Here is a 16,366-nt window from a genome sequence, read left to right as displayed (position 1 = left end):
CTGCTCGCGAAGAGGCCCGTCAATGCAGCGAAGATCAAAGCGAGCGCGCAATGATCTCCTTCATGATTTCATTGGTGCCGGCATAAATCCGCTGCACGCGCGCATCCGCCCATGCCCGGGCCACCGGGTATTCCCACATGAAGCCGTAGCCGCCATGCAACTGTACGCACTCGTCGAGCACCTTGCATTGCAGGTCGGTGCCCCAGTATTTGGCCATCGCCGCTGTCGGCACGTCGAGCTTGCCCTGCAGATGCAATTCCAGGCACTTGTCGACAAATACTCGACCGATCTGAATTTCAGTGGCCATTTCCGCGAGTTTGAAACGGGTGTTCTGGAAGTCGGCAATCGCCTTGCCGAACGCCTTGCGATCACGGGTGTAATCCAGCGTCCATTTCAGCGCGGCTTCGGCTGAGGCCAGACCACCAATCGCCACCGTAAGACGTTCCTGCGGCAATTCCTGCATCAGGTAGGCAAACCCTGCCCCGGCCTGACCCAGCAGGTTTTCTTTCGGTACGCGCACGTCCTGGAAGAACAATTCCGACGTGTCCTGAGCCTTCATTCCGACCTTCTCCAGGCGTTTGCCCTTCTCGAAGCCCGGCGTATTCGCTTCCACCACAAACAGGCTGGTGCCCTTGGCGCCGGCCTTTGGATCGGTCTTGGCGACCACGATCACCAGGTCAGCGAGGAAGCCGTTGGTGATGAAGGTCTTGGAACCGTTGATCACATACTCGTCGCCATCCAGCACTGCGGTGGTCTTGACTCCCTGCAGGTCGGAACCGGCGCCCGGCTCGGTCATCGCAATCGCGCTGACCATCTCGCCCGAGACCAGTTTCGGCAGGTACTTGTGCTTCAGCGCTTCACTGCCGTAATGCAGGATGTACGGCGCAACGATGTCCGAATGCAGCGAGAAACCGATACCGGTCAGGCCGAGACGACCGACCTCTTCGATCACCACCGCGCTATACAAAAAGTCCGCGCCCAGGCCGCCATACTCCTCCGGCAGATGCGAGCAGAGCATCCCCGCCTCCCCGGCCTTGTTCCACAGTTTGCGGTCGATGTGGCCTTGTTTCTCCCACTGCGCATGGAACGGCACGGCCTCTTTTTCGAGGAAGGTTCGTACGCTGTCGCGGAACAATTCGTGCTCGGAGCTGAACAAGGTTCTGGGGATCATGCGGCACCTTTCATTCTTGTTGGAGGGATATGACCTTCAGAGACTAAGCCTCACCTCCGATACAGGACACTGGACACATCCGACAAAAAATAAGACGATCCAGCCGTCTGGTGACCACTTTCCCTTATAAAAACAAAACAAAAGTTGAATTATGTCCAAGCAAGTCTCCACGCCCTTGCGGCGCGTCAGCATCCTGGCAATCGACCGGGTTTTCGCCTCCACCCTCATGCAGGCCAAGGATTTCTTCCATCTGGCCAGCCTGCGTTACGGCAAACAACTGGGCCACGGCCTGACTCCGGCGTTCGAAACCCGCCTGGTCAGCCCCGACGGTAAACCGGTGAACAGTTTCAGTGACGTGATGATGCCGGTGGACGGCGCCCTGGAAAACGCCGACGTGATCATCCTCCCGGCGTTCTGGGACGATTTCGATACGCTTTGCGGCCGTTATCCACAGATCCTGCCATGGCTGCGCGAGCAGCACGCCCGCGGCGCCGTATTGTGCGGCGAAGCCACCGGGGTGTTCTGGCTGGCCGAGGCCGGCCTGCTCAATGGCAAGGAAGCGACCACTTACTGGCGCTTCTTCAATGCCTTTGCCGAGCGCTTCCCCAAGGTGTACCTCAATCAGGACAAGCACCTGACCGACGCCGACAACCTGTATTGCGCCGGCGGCACCACCTCGGCCTGCGACCTCTATATTTACCTGATCGAACGCTTCTGTGGCGCCAACGTCGCCCAAGCCGTGGCCCGCGACATTCTGTATGAAGTGCAGCGCAGTTACTCGCCGGGACGTATCGGTTTCGGCGGCCAGAAGCTGCACCAGGACGTGATCATCCTGCAGATCCAGCACTGGCTCGAAGAGCACTTCGCTGACAAGTTCCGCTTCGAAGACGTGGCCCGCGAGCACGGCATGAGCATCCGCAATTTCATGCGCCGCTTCCAGACCGCCACCGGCGACAAACCGCTGCACTACCTGCAACGGCTGCGCATCGAGACCGCCAAGGGCTTGCTGTCCGGCAGTCGAAAAAGCATCAAGACCATCAGTTATGAGGTCGGCTACGACGATGCGAGCTTCTTTGCGCGGCTGTTCCGCCAGCATACCGAGCTGTCGCCGAACCAGTATCGGCAGCAGTTTCAGCAGGCTGCATAAATCCCTGCCCACGCACAAAACCACTGTGGGAGCGGGCTTGCTCGCGAAAGCGTACTTTCAGTTGGCATCTATTTAGCTGACACACCGCATTCGCGAGCAAGCCCGCTCCCACAGGGGTACTGCGTCGCATAAAAAAAGGCCTGCAATTGCAGGCCCTTTTTATTTGCCGAAGCCGTTTAAGGCTTGTGCGCCCGCGACAGGAATTCGTGCGATTGCATCTCCAGCAGACGGCTGAGCGTACGCTGGAATTCGAACGTCAGGCGCCCGCCGGTGTACAGGTCTTTCAACTCGACTTCGGCAGAAATGATCAGCTTGACGTTACGGTCGTAGAACTCGTCGACCATGTTGATGAAGCGTCGGGCGATGTCGTCAGTGGTGACGCTCATCTGCTCCACGCCACTGAGCAGCACGGCGTGGAAGATCTTGCCCAGCTCGATGTAATCGTTCTGGCTGCGCGGGCCGTCGCACAGTTCGCGGAAGTCGAACCAGGCCACGTCGTCGCAAGTGCGCAGGGCACGGATTTCGCGGTTCTCGATGATCAGCACATCGTTTTCCACCGCGGCGGTGCATTCCGGCGTGAGGGCCTTGAAGCTCTTGCGCAGGCTTTCGTGCGCCGCTTCGTCCAGCGGATAGTGGAACAGCTCCGCTTGTTCGAGGTGGCGCAGACGGTAGTCGACGCCGCTGTCGACGTTGACGATTTCGGTGTTCTGCTTGATCAGCGCGATGGCCGGCAGGAAGCGCGCACGTTGCAGGCCATCCTTGTACAGACCGTCTGGAACGATGTTCGAGGTCGCGACCAGGGTCACGCCGTTCTTGAACAGCTCTTCCATCAGCGTGCCGAGGATCATCGCGTCGGTGATGTCCGAGACGAAGAATTCATCGAAGCAGATCACTCGCGATTCGGTGGCGAAGCGCTTGGCGATGATGGTCAGCGGGTTTTTCTCGCCGCCGAGGGTTTTCATCTCTTCGTGCACACGCTTCATGAAGCGGTGGAAGTGAGTGCGGGTCTTTTCCTTGAACGGCAGCGCTTCAAAGAAGGTGTCGACCAGGTAAGTCTTGCCGCGGCCCACGCCGCCCCAGAAGTACAGACCCTTGACCGGCCTCTGATCCTTTTTGCCAAACAGCTTGCCCAGCAAACCCGGCTTGTTCTGCTCGGCCGCGATCAGATCGTCGTACAGGCGCTGCAGATGACGCACGGCAGTTTCCTGCGCGGCGTCATGGAAGAAGTCCGGGCGTTTCAGATCAGCTTGGTATCGTTCTAGGGGCGTCATAATTCGTTAGCAAGGCAACAAAAACGGGCCGTCACTGTAGCGACGGCCCGTAGGAATGGCAATCAGCCCTTGGTCGGGCCGCGCCGCGGATTAGTCCTGAACCGGGGTCAGCGCAACGCGCAGAGCCTCGATGGCTGCGTCCCGCGCAGCAACATCAGCGAACGTCGGGCTGTCGCCAACGCACTCGCCTTCCAGCCACACGCTGAAGCTCAGGTCTTGATTGCGAATGTCCAACGCCTGACCGGCCTGCAGTTGCTTGGTCACCTGCCCGGCGGTTTTGCCGTCGGCGAAGTTGCGCGACAGCAGCAGTTGCTCGCCATCGGCCGCCAGCAGACGGAAACGGAAGCTGCCGTCATCTTCACGGAAGCTGACGAAACGTGCGGCTTTCGCGGCTTTCTTCTTGGTGGTCGCAGCAACTTGCACCTGATTGACGAACGAACGCAGACCGACCGCTTCACGCAGCTCGTTGAGGAACGGCGTCGCCACCGCACGGGCCTTTTTCGCACCGTGTTGCAGAATGTCTTCCAGATCCGCCGGGCGCTCGATCAACTGGTGGTAACGCTCGCGAGACTCGCCCAGCTCGTTATCCAGCAACTGGAACAGACGGTTCTTCGCCTCGCCCCAGCCCAGACCACCGAGCAGTTCGCTACGGAATTCGTCAGCCTGCGCAGGCGTTGCGAAGGCCTGGAACAGGGTGAACAGGTGCGAGTTGTCCGGATCTTTCGCCTCGCCCGGCGCCTTGGAGTCGGTGACGATCCGCGAGATCGCATCCTTCATCTCTTTGGCACTGGAGAACAGCGGGATGGTGTTGTCGTAGCTCTTCGACATCTTGCGCCCATCGAGGCCTGGCAGGGTTGCCACGCTTTCCTCGATCAGCGCTTCGGGCATGGTGAAGAACTCCTTGCCCTGGCCGAACAGATGGTTGAAGCGCTGACCGATATCACGGGCCATTTCCACGTGCTGGATCTGGTCGCGACCGACCGGCACCTTGTGCGCGTTGAACATCAGGATGTCCGCCGCCATCAGCACCGGATAGCTGTAGAGGCCCATGGTGATCCCGGCATCCGGGTCTTCACCAGTCTCGACGTTCTTGTCCACCGAGGCCTTGTAGGCGTGCGCACGGTTGAGCAGACCCTTGGCCGCGACGCAGGTCAGCAGCCAGGTCAGCTCGGGGATTTCCGGGATGTCGGACTGGCGATAGAAGGTCACACGATCCACATCCAGGCCACCGGCCAGCCAGGTCGCGGCGATTTCCAGACGCGAGCGCTGGATGCGCAGCGGGTCATCGCATTTGATCAGGGCGTGGTAGTCGGCCAGGAAGTAGAACGAATCGGCATTGCTGTCGCGGCTGGCGATGATCGCCGGGCGAATGGCGCCGGCGTAGTTGCCCAGGTGCGGCGTGCCGGTGGTGGTGATGCCGGTGAGGATACGGGTTCGGTTCGTCATGGGTAATCGCTTGTCAGACTGCAATCAATTCGAGAGACGCGGCAGGATCAGATCCTTGAGATCGGTCAGCTTGCCATGAAAAAAGTGTCCGCATTCTGCCACTTTCAGCAGCTCATGGGGGCGCTGGAGTTTTGCCGACCAGTCGTAGACCACTTGCGGGTCTATCACTTCGTCGGTTTCCGGCTGGATCACGGTCAGCTCGCCGTGCTGTGGCAGTTGATCCTGATCGCCCAGGCGCATCACCGCCGGCGCGACCATGAACAGCTGCTTGAGCTGCACGCCTTGAGCTTCGAGACGACCGCCGAGACTTGCTGCAACAAATCCGCCGAAGGAAAAACCGAACAGGGTCAGCGGCAGATCCGGGTGTTTTTCCAGCAGCCATGCGGCGGCGGCCTGAGCATCGTCGACTTCACCGCTGCCCATGTCGTGCGTACCTTCGCTGGCGCCAACGCCGCGATAGTTGAAGCGCAAGGTAATCAGACCGGCATCGCGCGCGGTGCGCTGCAGAGTCGAGACGACCTTGTTGAGCATGGTGCCGCCCTGCACCGGGTTGGGATGGCAAATCAGCGCGATGCCGTTTGGCTGCTCGTTATCCAAGTACAGCGCTTCGATTTGGCCGACTGGGCCAGCAATCACTACAGGGGTTTCACGCATCAGCAAGGAAGGAACTCCGTGACCTCGAATCGGGTCGACTCGTCTAGCAAATTGTCTGTGCCAATCTATTGCGAGTGAATCGCGGTATACAGCGCAGGTTCGAGCCGTTAACGTAAAGCAAAGCCGTTTATAGAGGAAGGACTCGTGGAACACTCGCTCTTAGTTTGGTTGTTACCGACTCTTGCCCTGGTTGTGGGTGTCGCCATTGGATTCCTGATCGCTCGCGTCGCACCGAATGCCGCGCCGAGCCGCACGCAGCGTCAACTGGATGATATCCAGGAGCGTTTCGACAGCTATCAAAACGAGGTGGTCACCCACTTCAACAGCACCGCGACGCTGGTCAAGAAGCTAACCCAGAGCTATCAGGAAGTGCAGGATCATCTCGCCGAGGGCGCCAACCGCCTGGCCCTGGACGAGCAGACCCGTCAACGCCTGATCGCCGCTTTGCACGCCGATGCCGCCCAGGCACCGCGCGAACGCCTGACGCCGCCGCGCGATCAGGAGCCGCCACGCGACTACGCGCCGAAAACCCCGAACTCGCCGGGCATGCTCGATGAGCACTATGGTTTGAAGAAATAATCGGGTTTCGCGCCCAACAAAAAGCCCCCGGACAATTCGGTTGTCCGGGGGCTTTTTTGTATCTGATGATTTGATGGCGATTGGCCCGGCCCCTTCGCGAGCAAGCCCGCTCCCACAGGGTTACGTGTTGAATACGAAATTGGTTATCAACACCGATCACTGTGGGAACGGGCTTGCTCGCGAAGGGGCCGGCACAGGCCAGACAAAAAAATACCCGATCACCAGGACCGGGCATTTCTTCATGCAACCATTTGGGTTACGGATACTGCTGCACTGTGCCCGGCTGCGGCTGCTGCTGACCACCATACTGCTGACCCGGAATCGCTTTCAGATTGACCTCGACGCGGCGGTTCTGCGCACGGCCATTGACGTCGCCGTTGCTGGCAATCGGGTTATCCGGGCCGGCACCACGGGCGCTCAGGTTGGCACCGCTGACACCTTGCGAGGTCAGGTAGGTCGCCACGCTCTGCGCACGACGCTGGGACAGGTCCATGTTGTGCTGGCGGCTGCCGGTACTGTCGGTGTAGCCGACGATTTCGATCTGGTTCTGGTTGAACTCTTTCAGCGAGTTCGCCAGGTTGTTCAGCGGCTGGTAGAAGCTTGGGGCGATGTTCGCCGAGTCGGTGGCGAAGGTGATGTTGCCCGGCATGATCAGCTTGATCTGATCGCCCTGACGCTGCACTTCAACCCCGGTGTTGGCCATGCTGGCGCGCAATTTTTTCTCTTGCTGATCGGCGTAATAGCCGTAGCCGGCGGCCGAAGCACCGACGACAGCCGCGCCGATCAACGCGCCCTTGCCACGGTTGTTGTGGTCGATGGCAGCACCGGCCAACGCACCGGCCAAAGCGCCGAGACCGCCGTATTTGGCGGTCTTGCTCACACCGCCGCCATCGGCCTGGCCCTGATTGTCATACGGGTTGGGCGAGGCGCAGCCGGCCAACATGGCCACAGCGGTAGCAACAATAATCAAACGAGGCGTGGTGAACATGAAGAGCTCCTGGTTTTCGCATTCTGTGTGGCAGCGGCCCTAGGCAATAGACCTGTGCGGGCGTTGGATCATGACAATGCACAAAAATTCCGCTGCACACTCGTGACAAAATGTTTAGGCGCGCACGAACGGGTTTTCCCGCATTTCATCCCCAAGACGCGTGTCCGGACCATGCCCGGCAACCACTGTCGCGTCTTCGTCGAGCGTGTACAGCCGCTGCTTGATTGATCGCACGATGGTCGCCTGATCGCCGCCCCACAAATCCGTGCGTCCTACGCCACGACGAAACAACGTGTCGCCGGCAATCAACAGCTTAGCCTCGGAAAACCAAAAGCTCATGGAACCGGGTGTATGTCCCGGCGTATGCAGCGCCACACCGCAGCCGCAAGCCAGTTCTTCATCGTCGCTCAACCAGCGATCCGGCGACGGCACCGGGGTGTACGGCACGCCGAACATCTGGCATTGCATCTCGAGATTGTCCCACAGGAACTGGTCTTCCTTGTGCAGATGCAAAGTCGCGCCGGTTTTTTCTTTCATCTGTCCGGAGGCGAGGAAATGATCGAGATGCGCGTGGGTGTGGATGATGCTGACGACTTTCAAGCCCAAGGCATCGAGGCGGGCCATGATCAGATCGGGGTTGCCGCCCGGGTCGACGACGATGGCTTTTTTCGTCAGCGGATCGCCGATGATCGTGCAGTTGCACTGGAGCGGGCCGACGGGGAAGGTTTCGCGGATGAGCGCAGGTGCTGTAACAGTCATGAGGCAATCCTGTTCAATATTCGACGGCGGTGGAAACCGCTGATGCCGAAGATTTTACCGGCACTAGATCATTAACCCCAGCGCCTTGGCCCGCGCCACCGCCTGCGTACGCCGCTCAACGCCCAGCTTGCTGTTGATATGGCTGGCATGGGTTTTCACGGTATGCAGCGAAATGAACAGTTGTTCGCTGATTTCCTGATTGGAACAGCCTTGGGCAATCAAACGCAGCACCGCCAGCTCCCGGCTGCTGAGTTGTTCGGCAGCGGTGGACTCAACCACCGGACGAGTCGCCACCAGCGGAAAATGCGCCAGTAACGGCTGTCCTGCCAACGCCGGTGAGGCGTGCAGTTGGCTGCGTAACCAGTCCGAATATTCTCTGATCAGCGCGTCAAACGGCTGTATCACGCCGCCAGCCGCCGCTTCCAGCGCCTGACTCAACGCCTTGCGCGCCTCCGGTTCGCGGCCAGTGCCCAGCAACAAGGCGACCTTCTGCGCCAGCGCCATGACACATAGCAACTGGCGTCCGGTTTGCTGGCCGTTTTCCAGCAGCACATTCAGTCGCCCTTCGGCGAGCATCGGCTGGCCCTTGATCACATCAAGCAACGCCTGCTGCAGTTCGACGTGCAGCGGCAACTGTGGATGAAACTCCGGTGGCGCCGCTGCACGCTCGCCGGTGTAGGTCTGCCCCAGACGTGCCAGCCAGGCTTCGGCCAGATCGGTACGGCCCTGCGCCAGCCACAGTTCGCATTTGACCAGGGTGATCATCGCCAGGTAGTAGATCGGCGGCACGTCCCAGATGTGCATCAGGCGCTCGGCTTCGGCGAGTTCGGCGAAGGCCTTGGCAAACTCGCCGGCGCTGCCGTCCAGACGGGCGATCACGCAGTGGCCGATCAATACGCTGATATCGCGGCAGGCCCGCGCTTCGGCCAGACCGCTCAGCAAGCGGGCCCGGGCCTGCTGCGGTTGCAGGCGCATTGACAGCAGAAAACCTTCATACAGCGTCAGCCGCGCACGCACCGCGTACAGGCGTTGCGGAGATAATCCACGCAATCGCTCCAAGCCCTGATGCACCTCATCCAGTGCCCGCAGAATCTCGCCACGGGCCTGTAACACCCGCGCACGATCGTAATGCGCCAGCGCTTCGAACAACGGGTTGCCGACCCGCTGCGCCAGCTCAAGCGACTCGCGATTCAGGCCCCGCGCACGCCACAGGTCACCGTCGGCAATCGCCAGATTGGACAAGGTCGACAGGCACATCAGACGCTGCCCGTAACGTTTCACCGGCAGGCTTTCCAGCGCCTCGCTGCAATAGCGCTGGGTCAGTTCGCGATGGCCGCGCCCGCGGGCGATGATCCCGCTGAGCGCCAGCCACTGTGCAAGCATCGACTTCTGTGCGGAGGCCGACGGCGCCGGCAGAAACCGGCTCAGGTGACTGGAAAGCTCTTCGGCCGCATCGAGCTGACAGGCCAGCCCCAGCGCCCAGCTGTACAGCACGATCAAGCGTGGCGTGCTGATCAGCAGGCTGTCGGGCAAGTCCATTTTCCAGCGCAGCAGCATGCCGACGTTCTGCTCGGCGAGCAGTTGTTCCTCGGACAGGTTCTGCACCAGATTGGCCGCCACATCCAGATGCCCGGCGCGCAAGGCCTGTTCGACCGCTTCGTCGAGCAGGCCTTGCGCATTGAACCAGCGACAGGCGCGCAGGTGTAACGTCGCGGCGGGCACCAACGGTCGAGCAACGGGCCGGCTGCGCAGCAGATCGGAGAACAGATGGTGATAGCGATACCAGTGACCGTGTTCGTCCAACGGCACCAGAAATACCTGATGCGCCAACAGAAACCGCAGAATTTCGGCGCTGTCGTGGGCTTCGCGCACCGCGTCGCATAGCTCGCTGCAAAAACGCTCCTGAGGAGCGGTGTCGTAGAGAAACGCCTGCACCTCGGCGGGCAGGCAGTCGATGACTTCTTCCAGCAGGTAGTCGCGAATCAGCCCTTCCCCGCCGTTCAGCGCTTGCGGCAACGCGGCCTCGCTACCGGCTTCGGATGCCGCCAGCAACCAGAAACGCAGCCCGGCCACCCACCCCTCGCTGCGCTGGATCAGGTTTTCCAGCGCCTCACCACGCAATGAACTGCTGTGTCGGTCGAGCAGTGTCAGCGCCTCATCGTGGGTCAGGCGCAGATCCTGTTCATGCAGTTCCAGCAGTTGCCGCGACAGGCGCAGGCGCGCCAGATGCCAGTCAGGGCGCTGGCGACTGGTGACCATGACCAGCAAGCCGTCAGGCAAATGATTGAGAAAAAACTGCAGGCAACGATCGAGCACCGGGCCTTGGGCGAGATGGTAATCATCGAGCACCAGCAGCAACGGCGCGGTGGGTTGCAGTTGCAGCGCCAACTCGTCGAGCAAGCCGTCGAGCCATTCTTCGAAGGCAAAGGGCTGATGGCGCTGACGCATCTTCAACAGGCCGAGCGCGCGACTGCCCAGATCCGGAAAGTAGTCCTGCAGCCCTTCCAGCAACCGCTCGAGAAAGCGCCCCGGATCGTTATCCCGCGGGCTCAATCCCAGCCACAGACTTTGCCAGTGCGCCGGCAGGCTCTGACAGAACTCCACCGCCAGCGAGCTCTTGCCGAAGCCGGCGGGGGCGCAGACCAGCAACAGGCGTCCCGCGAGTCCGCCACTCAGGCGTTCACACAGACGCGGTCGCAGGACATAGCCGTCGGGCAGCGGCGGACGAAAAAAACGCCCGTCCAGTGTCGCGACGGCAGCGCTTGCAGGATCCGGAAGCGGGGACAGATCAGTCATGGCCGGCTCTTGTTTGAATGGCTGTTGGCGGCGTAGCAGATGTCCGCAGCCTAGCCTTAAACGTAGCGGTTATGAAGGTTGCTGCTACAAATGGCTACAAAAAGGTTCAGCCAATAACGCCGGGCAAAAAAAAGCCCCGAACCAGTCGGGGCGTTTTTTCGAGGATGCGGCCTCGGGTCAAAGCTTAGCGGATACCGTCCTGGCCCAGGTTGCCTGGCTGGAATTCGCTCTTGGTGGCAGAGAAGCCGAAGTCATACGCCTGCTTCTCTTCGTTCTTCATGCCCAGTGCCAGGTAGCGTCCCGATTGCAGGTCGTACAGGGCTTCCAGCGCGTACCACGGCACTTGCTTGTCGTAGTAGTCCTCGGCATGCGCCTCGGCCACACGCCACAGTTGACCGCGACCGTCATAGTGGTCGATGACCGCTGCCTGCCAGGTGTCTTCGTCGATGTAGAAATCACGTTTGGCATAAATGTGGCGCTGACCCGGTTTCAGGGTGGCGACCACGTGCCAGACACGACGCAACTCGTAACGGGTCAAGTCCTGGTTGATATGGCCGGCCTTGATGATGTCGGCGTACTTGAGGGTCGGCGAGTCGATCTTGTAGCTGTTGGAGGCAATGTACATCTCCTTCTTGCCTTCGAGCTTCCAGTCGTAACGATCCGGTGCACCGTTGTACATGTCGAGGTTGTCGGAAGTACGCAGACCGTCCGCCGCAGTACCCGGGCCGTCATAGGAAACTTGCGGTGCCTGACGTACACGGCGCTGGCCAGTGGCGTAGACCCAGGCCTTGCGCGGTTCCTTCACCTGATCGAGGGTTTCGTGCACCAGCAGTACGGTACCGGCCAGACGTGCCGGCGCAGTCACTTTCTGCTTGAAGTAGAACAGGATGTTGCCCGGGTTGGCCGGATCGTAGTCCTTCATCTTGTCGCGGAACACGAACTGGTCCTGGAAGTACACCAGGCTGAACGAGCCGTTGGTTTGCGGAGTCGCCTGGGTCACCAGACGGGTCACGCTGCCACCGCGATAGCGAGTGATGTGGTTCCAGATCACTTCCAGACCGCTTTTCGGAATCGGGAACGGCACGGCGGTATCGAAGTTTTCCAGACCGTTGCCGCCGGCGACCAGATTGGTGGTGGTGGCGTTCTTCTTGATCGCGGCGAATACGCTATCCGGCACGGTCGAACCGCGATGGGACGGGTAAACCGGAATCTTGAAGGTCTCCGGGTAGCGCTTGAACATCGCGTACTGGCCCGGGGCAAGCTTGTCCTTGTACTGCTCGACGTTCTGCGCGGTGATGGTGAACAGCGGTTTTTCACTGCCGAACGGGTCGGACAGGAAGCCCTTGCTGTCGACCGTGCCGGCATTTTTCGGCAGCGGTTTCCAGGCCGGGATCGAACCGTCGGCGTTGCCGGCCATTTCGGCGCCCATCGGCGTCAGGCTTTTGCCCAGCTTGTCGGCTTCAGCAGCCGGTACGGCCGCCATGACGCTGCTCGCCAGCAACGACAAGCCCAGAACACCGGCGTGGAACAGACTCTTTGTTATTTTCATATGTGTGTTCGTCCTGAAAAAACTGTGCTTAGAAGTTCATGCCGACGCTGAGGGCCACGAAGTCGCGATCATCCACCGTGCTGTAGTCGCCGCCAAAGAAGTTGGTGTAGGCCAGACTCGCCGTGTAGGTGTTCTGGTACTCAGCATCGAGACCGAGGCTGATGGCCTTGCGACCTTCCTCGAAGTTGCCGCCAGGGCCTGGCGAGTAGCCTTTCACGTCATGCGACCAGGCCACGTTCGGCTTGAGGTTCACACCGGCGAAAACGTCGCTGTAATCCCAGATGGCACGAGCGCGATAGCCCCAGGAAGTGGCCGTGGTGAAACCGTCGTTGTTGCAGTTGCTGGAAACGTTGTCCCGCGAAGCCCCTGCCCCGGCACCGTTGATGGTGGAGGTGTTGAGGATCTGCGAGCAGGTGTTGAGGCCGCCGGTCGACGGCAGTTCACCCGGACCGAACACCGGGTCGCGGCCGTAACGGGCTTCGGATTTGCTTTCCAGACCACCGACGTGGGTCACGCCGACTTCACCTACCAGGGTCAGACGGTTGGCGCCCATTACCTGATCGAAGAAGTGCGTCAGGGTGGTTTGCAGTTGGGTGATTTCCTTGCGGTTGTAACCGTGCAGATCCTGGCCCGGCACGCCGTTGAGGATCGACGCATTGGTCAACGCGCCACCCAGCGGACGTACGCCGGCGAACAGAATGTCGGTGGAGTTCAACTGCACCGGCGCATTCGGCCGGTAGCTGACCTCACCGCTCCACGCCGTACCGGTAGGCAGGGTGGTGGAGAAGCTCAGACCGTAGAGGCGGATGTCTTCAGGGTATTCGATGAAGTATTCCGAGTTGCCTGCCACCACCAGCGGGCCCAGTGCCTGGAACGGCCCTGGCAATGCCTTGACGCCGTTATAGATCGACTGTGGCGCACCGGTGGCGCTGAAGATCGGCGCACGGCTGTGGTAGTTCATGAAGTAGGCGCCGAACTCGGTGGCCAGCGGGTCGAACATGTACTTGGCGGACACACCCCACTGCCCGCTGTCACGCGCATTACGGTTGGGCGAACGACGCACCAGCACACCTTCTTCGTTGACGTCGACGCCAGCGTTGGCCAATGGCCCGAGCGCAATACCCGGAATGGTCGAACGTTTGTTCAGTACCCGCAGGTTGTCGTCGCAACCGGTGGTGACGATGTCCGGCTGCGAGAAGAACGTGCCGCAGTTGTCGGTCACGGTCTTCTGCCAGTCGATCTGATAGAAACCTTCGGCCGAGAGGTTTTCGGTGATGCTCTGGGACACGTAGAACATGTTGACCGGAATCAGGCCTTCCTTGATCTCGGCGCCCGGACGGCGGAACGCGGACACGTCGATCGGGTTGATCGAGTTGATGCCACCGCCGATGAAGGTACTTTCACCCCAGTTCACCACCTGCTTGCCCAGACGCACCGAACCCGGCTCATCGGCAATCGAGTAGTTGTGGTAGACGAAGGCGTCGAGGATCTGCCCGCCGGAAGAACGCGCTGCGACGTCGCGGTTGTGGTTGCTGACGTCCTTGTATTCCAGGTCCTGATTCTGCAGCGCGAAGTCGTACCAGTATTTGCCCCGGACGAAGACCCCGGTGTCACCGTATTTCAATTCGAGATCATGGATACCCTTGAAGATCTTCGAGAAGGCTTGCCCGCTCTTGAAGTTCAAGTGACCGTCGTCGGAGGTCTGGGACAAGCCCTTGCCGCCGTTGTTGACACCAATAAGGTCCTTGTTCGGCTGCTGGGTCGAAACACTCATGCCCAGGGAGAGCGAGGAATCGAACTGACCTTCGATTTCACCGACGTTGAAACTGACGCCGAATGCGGGCCCGGCGAGCGTAGAGGCAAGACTGACGGCCAGAGGCAGTTTAGCCCGGCGCCAGAACTGGTTTACTGATGTCATCGACGCTACTCCATGTGCATTATTGTTATGGCAGTGAGTACTTTTAAAAACGCCTGGAAGACCGGGAGCCAGTAGCCACCCGACGTCACTCCAAAATTGCATCGCCCCGTTTGTGCGTGTGCCCCGTTCTTAAAAATCCTTGAGCGGACTATAGCCAGCAGGTGGTACTGCTTGATCCCTCTAAAGTGTGATTTGCAGCTGCCGGCCACTCTGGAACAGTCCTTTCGCCAGTCCGACAGATGTCGGCCCGGCAAGGATGGCTGATTTTTTCGATTTCACAAGCCAAGCGCTTGCTTGGTGGGTCTGGCGCGCCGTTTTCGGCGCGCCAGCAGACGCTCAGAGCGTCGAGAGGAAGGTGCTGTTGTTGGCCTGCCATTCGGTGATGTCGAGGCGGATGCGCTTCTTGTCGAGTTTGCCGACACTGGTCTTGGGAATTTCCGTAACAAGGGCGATCTGGCTCGGAATCGCCCACTTGCTCAGGTGCCCCAGCTCCACGAATGGCTTGAGGTGTTCCTTGAGTTCGCGCGCGCCGATCTCGTGCCCTTCGCGGATCACCAACAAGGCAAACGGCCGCTCGCCCCACTGCGGATCGGCAATCCCCACCACGGCTACTTCACGCACCGCCACATGCCGGCTGATCAGGTCTTCGAGGTCCAGCGAAGAGATCCACTCGCCGCCGGTCTTGATCACGTCCTTGATGCGGTCGCGGATGTCGATCACGCCCATGCTATCGAGCGTTGCCACATCCCCGGTGTGCAGCCAGCCACCGGCCCAGAGTTCGGCGCCCTTCTGTGGTTCGTTGAAATAGCCTTCGGTCAGCCACGGCGCGCGCAGCACCAGTTCGCCCTGAGTCTCGCCGTCGGCGGGGAGGAAGTTGCCGTCACCATCGACAATCGCCGCTTCCACCAGCGGCCCCGGCACACCGGCCTTGATCCGGTAAGTGGTGCGCTCGTCTTCGGTGCCGGCCATCAGTTCGTCGTTCAGATGCGCACACGAGACCAATGGCCCGGTCTCGGACATGCCGTACGCCGCCGTGAGCTGAATGCCCCGGGCCTTGGCGGTCTCGTACAGCGTGCGATTGAGCGCACTGCCACCGATGACAATCTTCCAGCCGCCGAAATCGGTGCCTTGCGCGCCTTTGGCGTTGAGCAGCATTTGCAGGATGGTCGGCACGCAGTGGGAGAACGTGACCTTCTCCTTGCGCCAAAGCTCGACCAGAAACTCCGGATCGTAACGCCCCGGGTAAACCTGTTTGAGCCCGAGCATGGTCGCCACGTACGGCAGGCCCCAGGCATGCACATGGAACATCGGAGTGATCGGCATGTACACATCGTTGGTGCCGAGCAGGCGCACGCTGTCGATCGCTCCCATGATCGTCGACACGCCCATGGTGTGCAGCACCAGTTGCCGATGGGTGAAGTACACACCTTTCGGGTTACCGGTGGTGCCAGTGGTGTAGAAGGTGGTGGCGACCGAGTTCTCGTCGAAGTCCTGGAAGTCGTACTGCGGACTCGCAGCGGCCAGCAGTTGCTCGTACTCGCCGACCAGATTCGGCAGCTCGGCGGTCTTTTCCGGCAGATCGGTCAGCAGCAGGGTTTTCTGCACCGTGTTCAGGTGCGGCGCGATGGCCTGATACAGCCCGACGAACTCGCTGTTGACCAGCACGAAGCGATCCTCGGCGTGGTTCATGGTGTAGAGGATCTGTTCCGGCGACAGGCGCACGTTGATCGTGTGGATCACCGCGCCGATCATTGGAATGGCAAACATGCACTCGAGGTAGCGATGGCTGTCCCAGTCCATCACCGCCACAGTGTCACCCGCCTTCACCCCCGCCGCCGTCAACACGTTGGCCAGCCGCGCAACCCGCTCGATCAGAGTCGGATAGCTGTAACGCAACTGGTCTCGGTAAATGATCTCGCGGGTTTTCTCGTAACGGGCGCCGGACATCAGCAGCCGTTTGATCAGCAATGGATACTGGTAGGCCCCATCGGCCGGGGGAATGACGCGAGTCTGCAACATATGAATCCCTTTTCTGGCTGCACGGTGTTGGCGTAGAGAGCGTTACTCTAGAGCCGTTATACCCCAGTC

Annotated in this window: 12 protein-coding genes; 2 read left to right on the top strand and 10 right to left on the bottom strand. The window is 60.4% G+C overall.

Annotated features, from left to right (window positions below):
* Nucleotides 1–34: 34 nt before the first annotated feature.
* Nucleotides 35–1,171, bottom strand: a complete 1,137-nt coding sequence (locus LCH64_RS21240; RefSeq protein ID WP_003228064.1) for an acyl-CoA dehydrogenase family protein — start codon at nucleotides 1,169–1,171, stop codon at nucleotides 35–37.
* A 250-nt stretch (nucleotides 1,172–1,421) separates the two neighbouring features.
* Here LCH64_RS21240 and LCH64_RS21235 point away from each other — a divergent pair, with 250 nt between their 5' ends.
* Nucleotides 1,422–2,318 (top strand): GlxA family transcriptional regulator, encoded by an 897-nt coding sequence (locus LCH64_RS21235; RefSeq protein ID WP_177434775.1) that lies wholly within the window; start codon nucleotides 1,422–1,424, stop codon nucleotides 2,316–2,318.
* A 176-nt stretch (nucleotides 2,319–2,494) separates the two neighbouring features.
* Here the strand turns inward: LCH64_RS21235 and zapE are convergent, their stop codons facing one another.
* From zapE to LCH64_RS21220, 3 genes are all read right to left on the bottom strand, one after another.
* Nucleotides 2,495–3,589, bottom strand: a complete 1,095-nt coding sequence (gene zapE, locus LCH64_RS21230; protein WP_226501176.1) for a cell division protein ZapE — start codon at nucleotides 3,587–3,589, stop codon at nucleotides 2,495–2,497.
* Nucleotides 3,590–3,679: 90 nt separating this feature from the next.
* Nucleotides 3,680–5,035 carry a tryptophan--tRNA ligase gene (locus tag LCH64_RS21225; RefSeq protein ID WP_226501175.1) on the bottom strand — a complete coding sequence of 452 codons (1,356 nt, stop codon included), beginning with the start codon at nucleotides 5,033–5,035 and terminating at the stop codon, nucleotides 3,680–3,682.
* A gap of 24 nt (nucleotides 5,036–5,059) precedes the next feature.
* A complete protein-coding gene (locus LCH64_RS21220; protein WP_226501232.1) occupies nucleotides 5,060–5,689 on the bottom strand; it encodes an alpha/beta fold hydrolase in 630 nt (209 codons plus the stop codon).
* 144 nt (nucleotides 5,690–5,833) lie between these two features.
* On the opposite strand from LCH64_RS21220, the gene LCH64_RS21215 reads away from it, so the two are divergent.
* Nucleotides 5,834–6,268, top strand: a complete 435-nt coding sequence (locus tag LCH64_RS21215) for a DUF1043 family protein (protein ID WP_003228072.1) — start codon at nucleotides 5,834–5,836, stop codon at nucleotides 6,266–6,268.
* 256 nt (nucleotides 6,269–6,524) lie between these two features.
* Here the strand turns inward: LCH64_RS21215 and LCH64_RS21210 are convergent, their stop codons facing one another.
* From LCH64_RS21210 to LCH64_RS21185, 6 genes are all read right to left on the bottom strand, one after another.
* Nucleotides 6,525–7,256, bottom strand: coding sequence for an OmpA family lipoprotein (locus tag LCH64_RS21210; protein ID WP_003228074.1), 732 nt, complete (start codon nucleotides 7,254–7,256; stop codon nucleotides 6,525–6,527).
* Between the two features lie 114 nt (nucleotides 7,257–7,370).
* Entirely contained in the window at nucleotides 7,371–8,015 is a 645-nt protein-coding gene (locus LCH64_RS21205) for an MBL fold metallo-hydrolase (protein WP_226501174.1), read from the bottom strand.
* Between the two features lie 63 nt (nucleotides 8,016–8,078).
* Nucleotides 8,079–10,811, bottom strand: coding sequence for a LuxR C-terminal-related transcriptional regulator (locus tag LCH64_RS21200; protein ID WP_226501173.1), 2,733 nt, complete (start codon nucleotides 10,809–10,811; stop codon nucleotides 8,079–8,081).
* A gap of 184 nt (nucleotides 10,812–10,995) precedes the next feature.
* Nucleotides 10,996–12,360, bottom strand: coding sequence for a DUF1329 domain-containing protein (locus LCH64_RS21195; protein WP_226501172.1), 1,365 nt, complete (start codon nucleotides 12,358–12,360; stop codon nucleotides 10,996–10,998).
* A 28-nt stretch (nucleotides 12,361–12,388) separates the two neighbouring features.
* Nucleotides 12,389–14,278, bottom strand: coding sequence for a DUF1302 domain-containing protein (locus tag LCH64_RS21190; protein WP_226501171.1), 1,890 nt, complete (start codon nucleotides 14,276–14,278; stop codon nucleotides 12,389–12,391).
* 336 nt (nucleotides 14,279–14,614) lie between these two features.
* On the bottom strand, nucleotides 14,615–16,297 hold the full coding sequence (locus LCH64_RS21185) for a fatty acid--CoA ligase (protein ID WP_226501170.1): 1,683 nt from the start codon (nucleotides 16,295–16,297) through the stop codon (nucleotides 14,615–14,617).
* Between the last annotated feature and the right edge of the window lie 69 nt (nucleotides 16,298–16,366).

The sequence above is a fragment of the Pseudomonas sp. MWU16-30322 genome (assembly GCF_020515535.1).
Classification (GTDB): domain Bacteria; phylum Pseudomonadota; class Gammaproteobacteria; order Pseudomonadales; family Pseudomonadaceae; genus Aquipseudomonas; species Aquipseudomonas fluorescens_H.
This window is presented reverse-complemented; position numbering and strand designations above follow the sequence as displayed.

Coding starts and splice junctions, on each gene's coding strand:
- LCH64_RS21225 (WP_226501175.1), bottom strand. CDS start 5,035: ATGACGAACCGAACCCGTATCCTCACCGGCATCACCACCACCGGCACG.
- LCH64_RS21205 (WP_226501174.1), bottom strand. CDS start 8,015: ATGACTGTTACAGCACCTGCGCTCATCCGCGAAACCTTCCCCGTCGGC.
- LCH64_RS21240 (WP_003228064.1), bottom strand. CDS start 1,171: ATGATCCCCAGAACCTTGTTCAGCTCCGAGCACGAATTGTTCCGCGAC.
- LCH64_RS21195 (WP_226501172.1), bottom strand. CDS start 12,360: ATGAAAATAACAAAGAGTCTGTTCCACGCCGGTGTTCTGGGCTTGTCG.
- LCH64_RS21220 (WP_226501232.1), bottom strand. CDS start 5,689: ATGCGTGAAACCCCTGTAGTGATTGCTGGCCCAGTCGGCCAAATCGAA.
- LCH64_RS21185 (WP_226501170.1), bottom strand. CDS start 16,297: ATGTTGCAGACTCGCGTCATTCCCCCGGCCGATGGGGCCTACCAGTAT.
- LCH64_RS21200 (WP_226501173.1), bottom strand. CDS start 10,811: ATGACTGATCTGTCCCCGCTTCCGGATCCTGCAAGCGCTGCCGTCGCG.
- LCH64_RS21190 (WP_226501171.1), bottom strand. CDS start 14,278: ATGACATCAGTAAACCAGTTCTGGCGCCGGGCTAAACTGCCTCTGGCC.
- zapE (WP_226501176.1), bottom strand. CDS start 3,589: ATGACGCCCCTAGAACGATACCAAGCTGATCTGAAACGCCCGGACTTC.
- LCH64_RS21210 (WP_003228074.1), bottom strand. CDS start 7,256: ATGTTCACCACGCCTCGTTTGATTATTGTTGCTACCGCTGTGGCCATG.